A 14,570-nucleotide genomic window follows, 5' to 3' on the forward strand; every position below is an offset into this window, starting at 1 on the left:
GGCCGCCAGTCCGGCACTCCGTAGACTGGCTAAAGATTCGCGTGAGGAGAACGCCTGTGACCATCCAGCCGATCCGTTACTACGGTGACCCGGTGCTGCGTAGCCCCGCCGACCCCGTGGTCACCTTCGACAAGGAGCTGCGGGTGCTGGTCAGAGACCTGACCGAGACGATGCAAAAGGCCGGCGGAGTGGGTTTGGCCGCGCCGCAGATCGGTGTCGGGCTGCGGTTGTTCGCCTTCGACGTCGACGAGGTGGTCGGGCATCTGGTCAATCCGGTGCTGGAGTTCCCCGACGAGGAGGAGCAGGACGGCGATGAGGGGTGCCTTTCGCTGCCCGGGATCTACTTCGACACGAAGCGCCGGATGAACGTGATTGCCAAGGGGTTCAACGAGTCTGGTGATCCACTACAGATAGTCGGGACGGGTTTGATGGCGCGCTGCTTGCAGCACGAGAACGATCACCTGGATGGCGTCATTTTCATCGACCGGCTCGAGCCGGCCGCCCGCAAGAACGCCATCCGTGAGATCAGGCGTGCCGAGTGGTACGACCCGTCCCGCACGGTCATCAAGGTGTCGCCGCACACGGCGAGCCCCTTCGGTCTGGGCCGGTGACGATGCGGCTCATCTTCGCTGGAACTCCAGAGGTGGCGCTGCCCGCGCTGGAGGCCATCGCCAACTCCGGGCATGAGCTGGTGGCCGTGCTGACCCGCCCCGACGCGCCTTCGGGCCGTGGCCGTCACCTGGTGCGGTCGCCGGCCGCGGCGTGGGCCGATGAGCGCGGCATCGAGGTGCTGACCCCGGCCAAGCCCCGTGAGCCCGAGTTCCTCGACCGGCTGCGCCAGCTCGAGCCCGATTGCATGCCGGTGGTGGCCTATGGCGCGCTGGTGCCGCGGGTGGCGCTGGACATCCCCAAACACGGCTGGATCAATCTGCATTTCTCGCTGCTTCCGGCGTGGCGTGGCGCAGCGCCCGTGCAGCATTCGGTGTGGCACGGCGACGAGATCACCGGTGCTTCGGTTTTCCTGCTGGAGGAGGGTATGGACACCGGCCCGGTCTACGGCACGCTGACCACGCCCATCGAGGCGCGCGACACCTCCGGAGACCTGTTGGCGCGCTTGGCAGTTGACGGTGCCGGTCTGCTGGTGCGGGTCCTCGACGCGATCGAGGCGGGGGAGGTCACGCCGCTGGCCCAGCCAAGCGACGGGGTCAGCCTCGCGCCGAAGATCACGGTGGAGGATGCCAGGGTGAATTGGGCCGAGCCCGCGTTCGCGGTGGACAGGCGGATCCGGGCGACCACCCCGGCGCCGGGCGCGTGGACGGAGTTTCGCCAGGAGCGGCTCAAGCTGAGCCCGGTGCGCATTGCCGCCGACGGCCCTCGGTTGCGCCCCGGCGACCTGCTGGTGGAGAAGCGGCGGGTGCTGGCCGGAACGGCGACCGACCCGGTGGAGTTGGGTGAGGTGAGGGCGGCCGGCAAGAAGCCGATGTCCGCCATCGACTGGGCGCGAGGGACGCGTGTGTCGGCCGAGGAGAGGTTCGAGTGAGGCGGGGCAGCAGGGATGGGGGCCGCCCGATCGGTCCCAGTGGCCGTGCGCCGCGTGCTGGGCGGCCGATGGACGATCCGGCCCGGATCACGGCCTATCAGGCTCTGCTTGCGGTGCACCGCGACGAGGCCTACGCCAATCTGATCCTGCCCAGCCTGATGCGCGAGGCCGGGCTGTCCAGCCGCGACGCGGCTTTCGCCACCGAGCTGACCTATGGCACGCTTCGCCATCGAGGCACTCTCGACGCCATCATCGGCCGGGCCGCCGAGCGCGATGTGGCCCGCATCGATCCCCCCGCCCGTGATGCCTTGCGGCTTGGCGCGTATCAGCTGCTGCACACCCGGGTTCCCTCGCACGCCGCGGTGGCGTCCACAGTGGACCTGGTGCGGTCGGTGGCGCCCGGCGCCACGGGTTTCGCCAACGCGGTGTTGCGCCGCATAGCGGAGAAAGACATCGACGCCTGGCTCACCGTCGTCGCGCCGAACGAGGCCGAAGACCCGGTGGGCCATCTGGCGATGGTGCACAACCATCCGGAGTGGATAGTGCGGGCCTTCCGCGACGCGCTCGGCGGCGACCTTGCCGAGACGGCCCGTGCGCTGGCGGCAGACAACGACAGGCCCGAGGTTCACCTCTGCGCCCGGCCTGGTTTAGGCGATGCCGCCGAGCTGGCCGACCGGGTCGGCGGCAGCCCGGGAGCGTTTTCGCCCTACGCGGTCTACCTTCCGTCGGGCGCGCCCGGTGAGCTGGCCGAAATCCGCCAGGGGCGTGCCCATGTGCAAGATGAGGGCAGCCAGCTGGTCGCGGCCGCACTCGTGGAGGCGCCGTTGGAAGGCCGCGACGAGCAGTGGCTTGACCTGTGCGCCGGTCCCGGTGGCAAAGCCGGTCTGCTCGCGGCGATCGCCGCCCAGCGCGGCGCCTACCTCACCGCGGTCGAGGTGACCGAGCAGCGCGCGAACATGGTCGTCAACGCGGTGAAGGGGTTGCCCGCCAAGGTTCTGGCGATGGATGGCCGCCTCGCCGGGCAAGAAAGGGAGCTTCCCGAGGCCGGGTTCGACCGCGTGCTCGTGGATGCCCCGTGCACCGGCCTCGGTTCGCTGCGGCGTCGGCCCGAGTCTCGCTGGCGCAAGCAGCCCAGCGATTTGCCACCGCTGACGAAGCTGCAGCGTGAGTTGCTTACCGCTGCCCTGCTCGCGGTCCGTCCGGGTGGCTTAGTAGCTTATGTCACGTGCTCGCCTCACCCGGTCGAGACGAAACTTGCCGTCACCGAGGCCATCAAAAGGGGCCAAGGATGCGAGCTTATCGATGCCCGAGCCGCTTTCCCGGCGGGTATGCCCGGTCTGGGTGATGGCCCGACCGTGCAGCTGTGGCCGCATCGACACGGGACAGATGCCATGTTCCTCGCCCTGTTAAGGAGAACGATGTGATCATTGCGCCGAGCATCCTTGCCGCCGACTTTTCCCGTCTGGCGCAAGAGGCGCAGGCGGTCGAGCAGACCGCTGACTGGCTGCATGTGGACGTGATGGACAACCATTTCGTACCCAATCTGACCATCGGTTTGCCAGTGGTGACCAGCCTGCGGCCGGCCACCTCGCTGCCGCTGGACTGCCATCTGATGATCGAGAACCCGGATCGGTGGGCCTTGGGCTACGCCGAGGCCGGGGCATACAACGTGACCTTCCATGCCGAGGCCTGTGAGGATCCCGCGGCCCTGGCCGGGCAGCTGCGATCCGCGGGCTCGCTGGCTGGTCTGGCCATCGACCGGGACACCCTGATCGAGCCGTACCTCGACCTGTTGCCACATTTTGACACTCTGCTCATCATGACGATCAAGGCTGGCTTCGGCGGGCAGGAGTTCATGCCCGAACTGTTGGAGAAGGTACGCGTCGCCCGTGCTCACGCCCGGTCGGGTCACCTGAACCTGCGCATTGAGGTCGATGGCGGGATAGACGAGGCGACGATCGCCGCGGCGGCGGAGGCGGGCGCCGACGCGTTCGTCGCCGGGACGGCCGTGTATTCGGCCAGCGATCCGGGCGCGGTCTGCCGTAAACTGCGTTCCCTGGCAGAACTGGCCGCACCCGACGGAGGTCCGACGGTTTGACCGCCACCGATGGCAACGAGCAGGAGGTCATCCTGATCGTCGATGACGATCCGGACATCCTGCGTGTGGTTGAGGTCAATCTTCGCCTGCAGGGCTACGAGGTCCTCAGCGCGAGCAGTGGGGCGGAGGCGCTGGCTGTCTTGGAAAGCAAGCGGCCCAACCTGGCCCTGGTTGACCTGATGATGCCGGGCATGGATGGCCTGGAGCTGACCCGGCGGTTGCGGGCCGACCCGATGGTGACCGCGCTGCCCATCATCATGCTCACCGCGAAGGCGCTGACCTCCGACAAGGTGGCCGGGCTGGCGGCCGGGGCGGACGATTACATCGTTAAACCCTTCGATACCTCCGAGCTTTTGGCCAGGGTGAGGGCGACGCTGCGGCGCAACCAGGAGGCGCGCGAGGTCTCGCCGCTGACCGGGCTGCCCGGCAACAACCGCATCCAGCGCGAGATCGCCGACCGGCTCAAGGGCGGCAGCGACTTCGCCGTCTGCTACATCGACATCGATCGCTTCAAGAGCGTGAACGACGCCTACGGTTTCGCCCGGGGCGACCTGTTCATCGGGGCGCTCGCGCGTTCGCTGCGCCGGGCCACCATCGCCGCCGGGCTGCCGCCGGCCTTCCTCGGCCATGTCGGCGGCGACGACTTCGTCATCGTCTGTCACCCCGACCAGGTCAAGCCGGTGACGATGAAGGCGGTCGTCGACTTCGAGTCGGCCGCCGACGCGCTCTACGACGCCAAGGACGCCCAGCGTGGTTACCTGGAGCTGACCGACCGGCGCGGCGTCACCCATCAGGTCAATCTGGTGACCATCTCTATCGGTGTGGCTCTGTCCACGGCACGCAAATACGAGCACCCGAGCGAGGTGTCGGAGGTGGCTTCGGAGATGAAGGCGGTGGCGAAGAAGCACACCGGTTCGTGGGTGGCGGTCGACCGGCGAAGTGAACATCTTGGGCTGCCCGCACAGCGGGTGAGCGAGCCCGAGTCTGCATCCTCCGAAGAGTCCCGCTCGTGACAGACTTGCCCCCCATGAGCGTGCAACCTGTGGTGAGTCCGGCCGAGGACAAGGCGATGGCACGGGCCATCGAGCTGGCGGCGCGAGGTCTGGGCACCACCAGCCCCAACCCGGTGGTGGGCTGTGTGCTGCTGGACGCCCACGGGATCGTGGTGGGGGAGGGCTTCCACGCCTACGCCGGTGGGCCGCACGCCGAAATCGTCGCGCTGGCCCAGGCCGGTGAGCGGGCCAAGGGCGGCACGGCCGTGGTCACGCTCGAACCCTGCAACCACACCGGGCGCACCGGGCCGTGTTCCGAGGCGCTCATCCACGCCGGCGTGGCCCGGGTGGTGATCGCGGTGACCGACCCCACTCCCCGGGCGACCGGTGGGGCCGAGCGGCTGCGCGCTTCGGGGATGGATGTGGTCCTCGGGGTGCGGGCGAGCGAGGCCGAGGACGGCAACATCGCCTGGCTCACCTCGGTACGCCGCGAGCGCCCCTACGTGATCTGGAAGAGTGCGTCCACTTTGGACGGCCGAGCGGCCGCCGCCGACGGGTCCAGCATGTGGATCACGTCGGAGGCCTCACGCATCGATGTGCACCGGCTGCGCGGCACGGTCGACGCGATCATGGTCGGGGTGGGCACCATCCTCGGCGACGATCCCCGGCTGACCACCCGTGATCTGCGCACGGGAAGTCTGGCCATCCGCCAGCCGCTGCGTGTCGTGGTGGACTCGCAGGGCCGCACGCCGGTCGACGCGCGGGTACGCGACGCGGCCGCACCCACCCTGGTGGCCACGGTCGCCACCTTCGGCAAGGGTCCGGACGGCCGGGTGGATCTGAGGGCCGTCCTGGCCGAGCTGCACCATCGCGGGGTACGCAGCGTGCTGCTGGAAGGCGGGCCGAAACTGGCCGGCTCGTTCCTCGCCGCCGGTCTGGTCGACCGCATGATCTACTACGTGGCGCCGAAGCTGCTCGGCGACGGCCCGGCCGCCCTGGTGGGCGCGGGAGTGACGACAATCACGGATGCGATCGATCTGGACGTCCTGGACGTTGATCGCATCGGGCCCGACCTGCGGCTCACGGCCAAGCTCAGGAGCCCTACCAAGGAGGCGTAAGCGTGTTCACCGGCATCGTGGAGGAACTCGGCGAAGTGGTGGCGCGCGAAGGCGAGCTGCTGACCTTGCGCGGGCACGTGGTCACCGGCGACGCCAAGCACGGCGACTCGATCGCGGTCAACGGCGTCTGCCTGACCGTGGTGGGCGTGGAAAGCGACACCTTCACCGTCGAGGTGATGAAGGAGACATTCGACCGCAGCTCGCTCGGCTCGGTCGCGCCGGGCGAGAAGGTGAACCTGGAAAGGGCCGTCACCGCTGCCACCCGCCTGGGCGGACACATCGTGCAGGGACACGTGGACGGGGTCGGTGTGATCGACTCGAAGGCCCCTGGAGGGGGCTGGGAGGACGTGCGCATCACATTGCCTTCCGGCCTCGACAGGTACATCGTGGAGAAGGGGTCGATCACTGTCGACGGTATTTCCCTTACCGTCGTGGCGGTCGACGAGACCGGTTTCACGGTGAGCCTGATTCCCACCACGCTGGAGCTGACCACGCTTGGGCACAAGGGCGTTGGGGCATTGGTGAACCTCGAGGTCGATGTCATTGCCAAATACGTGGAGAAGCTGGTGAAGAGGGCATGAATTCCATCGAGGATGCCATCACGGCCATCAAGACGGGCCGCCCGGTCATCGTGGTCGACGACGAGGATCGCGAGAACGAGGGCGATCTGATCTTCGCGGCCGAGCTTGCCACTCCCGAGCTGGTCGCCTTCACCGTGCGCTACACCTCCGGCTATATCTGCGTCGCCATCACCGAGGAAGACGCCGACCGCCTCGATCTGCCGCCGATGTACTACACCAATCAGGACAGGCGAGGCACCGCCTACTGCGTGACCGTGGATGCGCGGGAAGGCATTTCCACCGGGATTTCGGCCGCCGACCGCGCGCACACGCTGCGCCTGCTGGGCAGCGGCGAAACCAAGGCCATCGATCTTTCGCGTCCCGGGCATGTGGTGCCGTTGCGGGCCAAGGCCGGGGGCGTGTTGCGCCGGCCCGGCCACACCGAGTCCGGTGTCGATCTGGCGGTGCTCGCCGGGCTGCACCCGGCCGCGGCCATGTGCGAGATGGTCAACGACGACGGCACCATGATGCGCCTGCCCGATCTGCGGGCCTTCGCTGCCGAGCATGAGCTGGTCCTGGTGACGATCGCCGATCTGATCGCCTACCGCCGGCGCACCGAGCAGCTGGTGACCCGGGTCGCCGAGGCCCGCCTGCCCACCGAATACGGAGAGTTCAAAGCGGTGGGCTACCACGCCACGCACGACAACGCCGAGCATGTCGCGCTGATCTACGGCGACATCGGTGATGGCGATGATGTTTTGGTACGGGTGCACAGCGAATGCCTGACCGGCGACGTCTTCGGCTCGGTGCGCTGCGACTGCGGCCCGCAGCTGCAGGCCGCCCTGCGCAAGGTGGCCGAGGAGGGCCGTGGCGTGGTGCTCTACGTGCGTGGGCACGAGGGCCGCGGCATCGGCCTGATGCACAAACTCCAGGCCTACCAGCTGCAGGACGCTGGCCGCGACACCGTCGACGCCAACCTCGACCTGGGCCTGCCCGCCGATGCCCGTGACTACGGCACCGGTGCGCAGATCCTCTACGACCTGGGCGTGCGCACGATGCGGCTGATGACCAACAACCCGGCCAAGCGGGCCGGCCTTGACGGCTATGGGCTCAAGGTGGTCGGCCGTGAGGCGCTGCCGACACGCCCGCATCCGGAGAACCTCCACTACCTGCGCACCAAACGCGACAGAATGGGCCACGAACTTGACCTGCCGCTCGACTTGGAGGGCCTGAGCTGATGGCCGGATACGGGGCGCCGGATCTGTCCACTGTGGACGCGTCCGGGCTGAAACTGGGCATCGTCGCCACCCGCTGGCACGCCGACCTCGTCGACCAGATGCTCGATCGCGCCCAGGCGGCCGCGAAGGCTTGCGGCGTAAGCGATGTCACCGTGGCGCGGGTGGCCGGTTCGGTGGAGCTGCCCGTGGTGGCGCAGGCGCTGGCGCGCAGGAATGACGCGGTGGTGGCGCTCGGCGTGGTGATCCGCGGCGAGACCGCTCACTTCGAATATGTGAGCCAGTCGGTGACCGATGGGCTGACCCGGGTGGCGCTTGACGAGTCGACCCCGGTGGCGCACGGCGTGCTGACCGTAGACACCCAGGCGCAGGCGCGTGACCGGGCCGGGCTGCCCGACTCCAACGAGGACAAGGGCTGGGAAGCGGTGGTGGCCGCCCTGGAGGCCGCCGCGACTTTGCGCGCCATCGGCTGATTGAGCCACGCCCGGCGAGGGTCCACCATGGATCTATGCGTGTCTTGGTTTGCCTCGCCCTCACGGCCACCCTTGCGGCGTGCACGGTCGCCGATCCCGCGCCGACCGGTTCCAGCACGCCGAGCGCGGCGGTCAAGCAGCCGGTGGCCGTCTACTACGCGCTGACCACGCCGGAAGGGCTGGGCCCGCGGCTGGTGCGCGAGTTCCATCGGGTGCAGGAGCCGACCGATTCGGTGGTGGGCCAGGTCCGCGCCGCGGCGTCGCAGATGCTGAGCCATAACGCGCTCGACCCCGACTACGCCAACCTTTGGCCCAACGGGGCCAAGCTGCTCAATGTGTCGATCGCCGGGAACACGGCGACGGTCGACATCGGCGGCGCTACCGCCAACAATGTGGGCGCGCAGGCGGCGCAAATCGCTGTGCAGCAACTGGTGTGGACAGTCACCGCGGTGCCCAACATCGACTCGGTGAAGATTCTGCTCGATGGCGCGCCCGCCACCGAGCTTTGGGGACACGTGGACCTGAGCAAGCCGCTGAAGCGAGCCTCCGCATTGGACACCCTCGCGCCGGTGTGGCTGATCAGCCCGCAGCACGGTGACCGGGTGGGCCGCGAGGTGACCCTGCACATAGCCGGAATCGCTTTCGAGGCAACGGTTCACTACCAGGTTCGGTTTGGTACCCAGGTGGTGAAGGAAGGTTTTGTGACGCTCGACAAGGGCGCTCCGCAACAGGGCGAGGCGAAACAAACCGTCACCCTGGAGCCGGGCGACTACGTGATCGCCACCTTCCTGGTGTCATCGGAGGACGCCGAGAAGGAACACCTCGACGACCACTCAGTGACGGTCGGCTAGCGCGTCGAGCCGGTCCAGATGCCTGCCGCCGCCGACGTGTTGGGCATGTTCCCGCAATTGCTTCATGGTTATCTCGGGTACCTGCAAGGTGCCCGCCAGATTGCGCATCCGTCGCAGCAGTTCCGCCTCGGTGGTGACCTCGGGCAAGGTGGAGATGCCCAGCGTGCGCCGGTAAAGCGCGGCCTGGCGGGTGGCCTCGTCCTCGCACCACACCTGTAGGAAGTGGTTCTCGCGCAAGCGGTAGGCGCCGAGCTGGATCAGGGGCACCTTGGGCGCCTCACCGAAGTCCCCGGCCGTCAGCACCACGCGCCAGCGCCCGTCGGGCAACTGCTCAAGCTCGCCGGAGCCGTAAGCGGGGGTCTGGGCGAGCCATTCGCGCCAGATCTCCGCCGGGGAGTCCGCGCTCTCGGCCTGGACCAGATGGTGCACCGGGGTCGCCGCGAAAACCTTCTCCACGAAGTCGTCGCGATGTTCGCCGAGCGCGCTGTAGCCCAGCAGCTGCCCGTCCGTGGTTTCGATGAGATAGGCGGGCAGGAAACCTTCGCTCACCTCGCCCTGCCGCAGGTTGTGCAGCCCGCTGGGCAGGTTGAAGCCGTCGCGGTCGGGGTGGGTCTCCAGCCGGGCGAGCACCTGCGGATCGAAGCCGGCGGCGGTGAACACGCGCAGAAACCTTGTGCTGTCGAAAAGCTGGCCTTGCACGGGCTCCGGGCTGTCGAGCACCGCGACCCCGGCGTCGTAGTGGGCGCGCGGCAGCGGCCACCCGGTCTGGCGTTCGATGAGAATCGTCTGGCGGCTTGACTTCACCACTTTGCGAACTCCGGCGCTGACCGACTCGCGGCCCAGATCGGTGAGGTCGAGCCGCGGGCCGGGATCGGTTACGTGCCCGATGCGGCGCAGATAGGCCAGGCATCGATCGACCAGACCGGCCGGCAGGCCGAGGAAGGCGACCAGGGCGTCGCGGTCGTGGAGGTCGCCTTCGGCGATGGCTCGCACGATGAAATGGTCGATGACCTCAAACTGTTGCTCCTCCTGGACATCCGCGCCGACCTCGACCTGCCACAGCGGCAGCAGCACCGCAAACAGGCGCTGCGGCACCACCCCAGCCTGGGTGCAGGCGTGCTCGACGGCCCTTGTCGCCGGATAGATCAGCTGTTTCATGACCGGTGGCCCGCCATCGCGCTGAGCGCCTGCAGCACCTGCGATGAATCGCGCAGATCGCCTCGGTGGCCGAGATGCTCGAGCAGCGGCGCCACGATCGCGTGAAAGCCGTTGTCCCGAGCGGCTCGCAGCACGTCGAGGTCGCCCACCAGCACCAGCTGGCGGCGGGTCCGGGTGATGGTGGCGCTGAACTGTCGCGGCTGTAGGCTGGGAGCGGAGTTGCCGGTCAAGGCGACGACGACGAGGTCGCACTCGCCATTTCGGAATTCGTCCGCGCTGCTGACGTTTTCGCTTACCCGAGCTGTTGCGCCGAGCAGGTCCTGCAGACGTGCGACCACCAGCTCCCGCTGAGCGCGCGACCCGACGGTCACGGCCCAGTCGCGGTAGCGGTGGTGGCTGTGCGCGATGAGCTGCGCGATGAGTTCGGCCTCCGCCTCACCCGTTGCACCGGCAGTGTCCACCATCGCGAAGGGGGACGAAAAAAGGGGATCCGGGCTGCGGCCGCGATGCTGGCTGCGCAGCCGACCCTGGTAGGAGGTGGCGGAGACGAATTCGGCTATCTCCGCGGGCATTCTGCGCTGGGTCTGCAGCCATCGCCCGTTCGGCTCCGGGGCGCTCCGGAAGAGCGGCTCGAAACCGCTGTGCGCCAACACCTCGGTCACCCGCTCCGGCTCGCCCGGGGCGAGGGTGAGACCGGCGGCCCATCGCTGGACCTCCGCGCCGGACACCGGTGGGGGCTGCGTGTGGTCGCCGACAAGCACCGCCCGCCGCGTGCGGACCAGCGGCACCAACAGATCCGGCATGCCGACCCTTCCGGCTTCGTCCACCACGGCGAGGTCGAAGCTCAGCTCGCCGATGAGGGTCGCGGTCTCTGTTCCCAGACAGGTCACCGCGACCACATCGGAGTAATGGGCGACTTCGGTTTCGAGCGACGTGGTCTCGTCGGCGAGCTTGGCATGCCAGTCGCGCAGCAGGCCCGCCCGCCGCTCGAGCGTGGAAATCGTTGCCACACAAGCGGTGTGGAAGCCTGTCCAGCCCTCGGTGGTATCCGCCGGCGCGGCGGGGGTCACCCCGGACGCCTGCAGCATCTCGCCGATGGTCTGCCCGGCGCGGCGGATCTCCGGCCACGCCGCATCAAGCGCATGCCGGGCACGCTCGTGCGCGGCCCGCAGCTCAAGCACCTGCGGGTCGTGCGCGACCAGGGTCTCGAACTCGTCGCGCAGCTTCGCGCGAAGCGCTTGCGCGTGCTCCGACTCCGTCTTCGCCGAGGGCAGGGCCTGTGCCAGGCGCTCGGAGCGGCGGCGCTGCTGGCTGGCGTGCCAGCGGTAGGCGAAGGCGAGGGAGGTCCCGCGGTCGGCGCGGGCCTGGGCATCGACCGCGCTGCGGTAGGCCTGGGTGAGCCCGGCCTCGGTGGTGGCCAGGATCGACTGCTTGCGCACCGAGTCGCGTTCGGCTTGAGTCAGCTGCGCGCGCAGCGCGGCCTCGGCTTTCTTGAGCGCGTCGGCGATCGCCGCTTCCGTCCTGACCAGCTCGTCCTGGGAGGTCTGCACGATCTGCAGCTGTGAGTGCAGGTGGGCCAGATGCCATTCCAGCACCGGGCGGGTGCGCTGCGCCTCGGTGAGCGTGTCGAGCATCGCGGTATCGGCGAGAACCCCACGGCGTACCGCTTCGGCCCGGCCCGCCAAGGTGAGGGCTTTCACCTTGGAGCTCATGGCGTCTTCGGCTCCGACACGCACCACGCTCAGCTCCGGCGGCAGGCTCTCCAGCACGTCGTCGACAGCGCGGTGGGTCGGCGCGGTGACGAGCACCCGCTGACCCTCCCGCGCGCAGGCGGTGACCACCTCGACGATGGTGGTGGTCTTGCCCGTCCCTGGTGGGCCGAGCACGGTGAGCAGGTCGGGAACGGCCAGCGCGCGCTGGAAGACGTCGAGCTGATCGGGATCCAGCGAGCGCCCCGGCTGGACGTCGGCGCGCGGCTGGTAGGGCGAATAGGTTTCCTCCGTCAGCAGTCCGAGTAACCCCGGGTTGCGGGCGTCGCCGCGCCGCAGCCGGGCCAGCGCCTCGCCCCGGGCGGCGTGAGCCCGGTCACTGGGCATCACCAGCAACGTGCCCTGGCTGCGGATGCGTTCGTGATCGGCATCGGCCGAGAACCGAACGGTGACCATGCGGCCATAGCCACCGACGACCCTGCCCGTGACCTCGCGTGCCTCGCCCACGCACACGATGCTGTTGGCCGCGAGGGCGCCGGAGCGCGCGAGCTGAAAGCTGTACACCCCACCGCCGGAGTGGGCCCGGGACACATACCGCTGCGGCGCGACGGCGCGCTGCCTCGTGATCTCGATATGCCGGCTGGCCTGAACCGCCAGCTCCAGTGCGTCCAGATAGGTGTCACGCGGGGTGCGGCCGGAGCCGGGCGCCGCGGCCGGCAGGCTGTCCCATTCGCGCCACAGCTGATCGGCGGGCAGGGCTTCGCGCAAGCTGAGCTGGTGGAAGGTGGCGCGCAGCAGCAGCGCGCCCGCGGCGAGCCGGTCCTCGTCGCCGAATCGGCGGGAGAAGGCCTCGCCGAGCAGGAAGGCGTCCTGCTCCGGGGTGGGATGCAGCCACGCCACGTGCCGCGAGGTGTGCAGCGCCATGCGCCAGCCGCCACCGGTGCGCCCCAGGGTGGCGGGCAGATTCCCTTGCGCGGCAAGCTGATCGATCTCCCGCAGCACCGGGGCCGGGTCGTTGCCGGCGTCGCCCACCAGATGCTCGGAAGGGATGAGGGCGATCGGGCGGGAAAGGTGGACCATCCTCACACGCATGCCACCGCTCCTTTACCACCGTGATTGCCGCCACAGGCCACAACAGAATCCTAGACGTCTCGAAACCCACCTCAACCGATCGCGACGTCCCGCGGGCGTACGCAAAATAAATCATTGTTGGCGGTCAGGCAGAATTGGCCGGGTGAAGACGTTCGAAGGGTTGTTTGAGGAGCTGCGAGCCAAGGTTGCCGCGGGAGATCCGCAATCTGGGACTGTCGCGGCGGTGGCGCTGGGGGTTCACGGCGCGGGCAAGAAGCTTGTCGAGGAGGCGGCCGAGTCGTGGATGGCCGCGCGACATGAGGGCCAGGAGCGCGCCGCGGAGGAAATCTCCCAGCTTCTCTACTGGGCCCAGGTGCTGATGCTGGCGACAGGGCTTGAACTCAAAGACGTCTACCGCCACCTGTAAGGGGAAATCGACAATGCTTCGCATAGCCATTCCCAACAAGGGCACGCTCTCGCAGCCCGCGTCGGAGATGTTGCGGGAAGCCGGTTACCGGCAGCGCACCGACGAACGTGACCTGACCTGTTTGGACGCCGACAACGACGTCGAGTTCTTCTACCTTCGCCCCCGCGACATCGCGACCTACGTCGATTCCGGCGATCTTGACCTGGGAGTGACCGGGCAGGACCTGCTGGTCGACTCCGGCTCACCCGTGCGTGAGCTGCTCAAGCTGGGTTTCGGCGGCGCGACCTTCCGCTTCGCCGCGCCGAGCTCGGCGACCACCCTCGACGGGCAGCGCATCGCCACCTCCTATCCCCGCGTCGTCGAGCGCTACCTGGCCGAACGCGAGATCAAGGCTCAGATCGTCCAGCTCGACGGGGCGGTGGAAAATGCGGTGCGGCTGGGCGTCGCCGACCTCATCGCCGACGTGGTGGCCACCGGCGCGACGCTGCGCCAGGCCGGGCTGACCCCGATCGGCGAGCCGCTGCTGGTCTCCGAAGCGGTGCTGGTCGGCCGGGAAGAGGTCTCCGGCGGCCAGATCGCCCAGCTGGTGCGCCGGCTGCAGGGCGTCCTGGTGGCCCGCCGCTATGTGATGCTCGTCTACGACGTGAGGGCCGATCAGCTCGATCACGCCTGCGCGCTGACCCCCGGCATCGAGGGTCCCACCATCTCGCAGCTGCACCGTGAGGGCTGGGTGGCGGTACAGGCTATGGTCCAGCGCGTGGAAGTGCACAGAATCATGGATGAGCTCTACGACCTGGGCGCACGCGCCATTCTCGTCACCGACATCCACGCGTGCAGGCTCTGATGCCTCTCTACCGGCCCAAGCGGGTCCGCGTGGTGTGTGCCGTGGCCGCGGTCGCCATCGTCACCATGTTCACGATCATCGGGGTGGCGCTGACCGGCTCCACCTTCCGCACCAGCGACAAGTGGGCGATGATCGGGCTGGGTGTCATCTTCGCGACCGGGGTCATGGTGATCGCGCGGCCCACCGTGCAGGCCGACGATGAGGGCATCAAGGTCCAGAACATCATCGGCGGGTACCAGCTGCCGTGGCAGGTCGTGCGCAAGGTGCGCTTCGACCGCGGTCAGCCGTGGGTCTACCTCGACCTCGAAGACGACGACACGGTGGCTGTTCTCGCAGTTCAGGCCGCAGACAAGGAGCGCGCCCTGGAAGCCGTCCGGTGCCTGCGGTCACTGCATGCGCAGTCCCGCGCCGGTGTCTGGACTGAGTGATCATGAAAGCGTTCTTTGCTTTCATGATCAGGAGGGAAGACATCGGCTTTCAGGCGGGGCTGCCGC

The 14,570-nt window shown here is 68.5% G+C and carries 15 protein-coding genes; 13 read left to right on the forward strand and 2 right to left on the reverse strand.

The window, feature by feature from the left end:
* The first annotated feature begins 56 nt into the window (after positions 1 to 56).
* The 10 genes from def to Rhe02_RS43170 are packed head-to-tail and all read left to right on the forward strand — an operon-like array spanning position 57 to position 8,867.
* The gene (gene def / locus Rhe02_RS43125; protein WP_203914324.1) at positions 57 to 611 is read left to right on the forward strand and encodes a peptide deformylase; all 555 of its coding nucleotides are present in this window, start codon (positions 57 to 59) and stop codon (positions 609 to 611) included.
* A 2-nt stretch (positions 612 to 613) separates the two neighbouring features.
* The gene (gene fmt, locus Rhe02_RS43130; RefSeq protein WP_203914339.1) at positions 614 to 1,540 is read left to right on the forward strand and encodes a methionyl-tRNA formyltransferase; all 927 of its coding nucleotides are present in this window, start codon (positions 614 to 616) and stop codon (positions 1,538 to 1,540) included.
* Positions 1,537 to 2,964, forward strand: coding sequence for an RsmB/NOP family class I SAM-dependent RNA methyltransferase (locus tag Rhe02_RS43135; protein WP_239124425.1), 1,428 nt, complete (start codon positions 1,537 to 1,539; stop codon positions 2,962 to 2,964). The genes fmt and Rhe02_RS43135 overlap by 4 nt, the downstream gene beginning before the upstream one ends.
* Complete coding sequence (gene rpe, locus Rhe02_RS43140; protein WP_203914326.1) at positions 2,961 to 3,638, forward strand: ribulose-phosphate 3-epimerase; 678 nt, start codon at positions 2,961 to 2,963, stop codon at positions 3,636 to 3,638. Before Rhe02_RS43135 ends, rpe begins: the two co-directional genes overlap by 4 nt.
* Positions 3,635 to 4,651 (forward strand): GGDEF domain-containing response regulator, encoded by a 1,017-nt coding sequence (locus tag Rhe02_RS43145; RefSeq protein WP_203914327.1) that lies wholly within the window; start codon positions 3,635 to 3,637, stop codon positions 4,649 to 4,651. The genes rpe and Rhe02_RS43145 overlap by 4 nt, the downstream gene beginning before the upstream one ends.
* Before the next feature lie 14 nt (positions 4,652 to 4,665).
* Positions 4,666 to 5,748: a bifunctional diaminohydroxyphosphoribosylaminopyrimidine deaminase/5-amino-6-(5-phosphoribosylamino)uracil reductase RibD gene (gene ribD, locus Rhe02_RS43150; RefSeq protein WP_203914328.1), complete on the forward strand. Its 1,083-nt coding sequence runs from the start codon at positions 4,666 to 4,668 to the stop codon at positions 5,746 to 5,748.
* A 2-nt stretch (positions 5,749 to 5,750) separates the two neighbouring features.
* On the forward strand, positions 5,751 to 6,329 hold the full coding sequence (locus tag Rhe02_RS43155) for a riboflavin synthase (protein WP_203914329.1): 579 nt from the start codon (positions 5,751 to 5,753) through the stop codon (positions 6,327 to 6,329).
* Positions 6,326 to 7,546, forward strand: a complete 1,221-nt coding sequence (locus Rhe02_RS43160; protein WP_203914330.1) for a bifunctional 3,4-dihydroxy-2-butanone-4-phosphate synthase/GTP cyclohydrolase II — start codon at positions 6,326 to 6,328, stop codon at positions 7,544 to 7,546. Before Rhe02_RS43155 ends, Rhe02_RS43160 begins: the two co-directional genes overlap by 4 nt.
* A complete protein-coding gene (ribH, locus tag Rhe02_RS43165; RefSeq protein WP_203914331.1) occupies positions 7,546 to 8,016 on the forward strand; it encodes a 6,7-dimethyl-8-ribityllumazine synthase in 471 nt (156 codons plus the stop codon). The genes Rhe02_RS43160 and ribH overlap by 1 nt, the downstream gene beginning before the upstream one ends.
* Before the next feature lie 35 nt (positions 8,017 to 8,051).
* On the forward strand, positions 8,052 to 8,867 hold the full coding sequence (locus tag Rhe02_RS43170) for a GerMN domain-containing protein (RefSeq protein WP_203914332.1): 816 nt from the start codon (positions 8,052 to 8,054) through the stop codon (positions 8,865 to 8,867).
* Here Rhe02_RS43170 and Rhe02_RS43175 read toward each other — a convergent pair.
* A complete protein-coding gene (locus tag Rhe02_RS43175) occupies positions 8,850 to 10,025 on the reverse strand; it encodes a hypothetical protein (RefSeq protein ID WP_203914333.1) in 1,176 nt (391 codons plus the stop codon). The genes Rhe02_RS43170 and Rhe02_RS43175 overlap by 18 nt on opposite strands.
* Complete coding sequence (locus tag Rhe02_RS43180) at positions 10,022 to 12,826, reverse strand: DEAD/DEAH box helicase (RefSeq protein ID WP_203914334.1); 2,805 nt, start codon at positions 12,824 to 12,826, stop codon at positions 10,022 to 10,024. Before Rhe02_RS43180 ends, Rhe02_RS43175 begins: the two co-directional genes overlap by 4 nt.
* A gap of 142 nt (positions 12,827 to 12,968) precedes the next feature.
* Between Rhe02_RS43180 and Rhe02_RS43185 the strand changes: the two genes are divergently transcribed.
* From Rhe02_RS43185 to Rhe02_RS43195, 3 genes are read left to right on the forward strand one after another with little or no spacing between them, the layout of a single operon-like run.
* Positions 12,969 to 13,232, forward strand: coding sequence for a phosphoribosyl-ATP diphosphatase (locus Rhe02_RS43185; protein ID WP_203914335.1), 264 nt, complete (start codon positions 12,969 to 12,971; stop codon positions 13,230 to 13,232).
* Positions 13,233 to 13,245: 13 nt separating this feature from the next.
* Positions 13,246 to 14,076, forward strand: a complete 831-nt coding sequence (gene hisG, locus Rhe02_RS43190) for an ATP phosphoribosyltransferase (protein ID WP_203914336.1) — start codon at positions 13,246 to 13,248, stop codon at positions 14,074 to 14,076.
* Positions 14,076 to 14,504, forward strand: coding sequence for a PH domain-containing protein (locus Rhe02_RS43195; RefSeq protein ID WP_203914337.1), 429 nt, complete (start codon positions 14,076 to 14,078; stop codon positions 14,502 to 14,504). Before hisG ends, Rhe02_RS43195 begins: the two co-directional genes overlap by 1 nt.
* Positions 14,505 to 14,570 lie beyond the last annotated feature (66 nt).

The organism is Rhizocola hellebori (assembly GCF_016862955.1).
GTDB classification, from domain to species: domain Bacteria; phylum Actinomycetota; class Actinomycetes; order Mycobacteriales; family Micromonosporaceae; genus Rhizocola; species Rhizocola hellebori.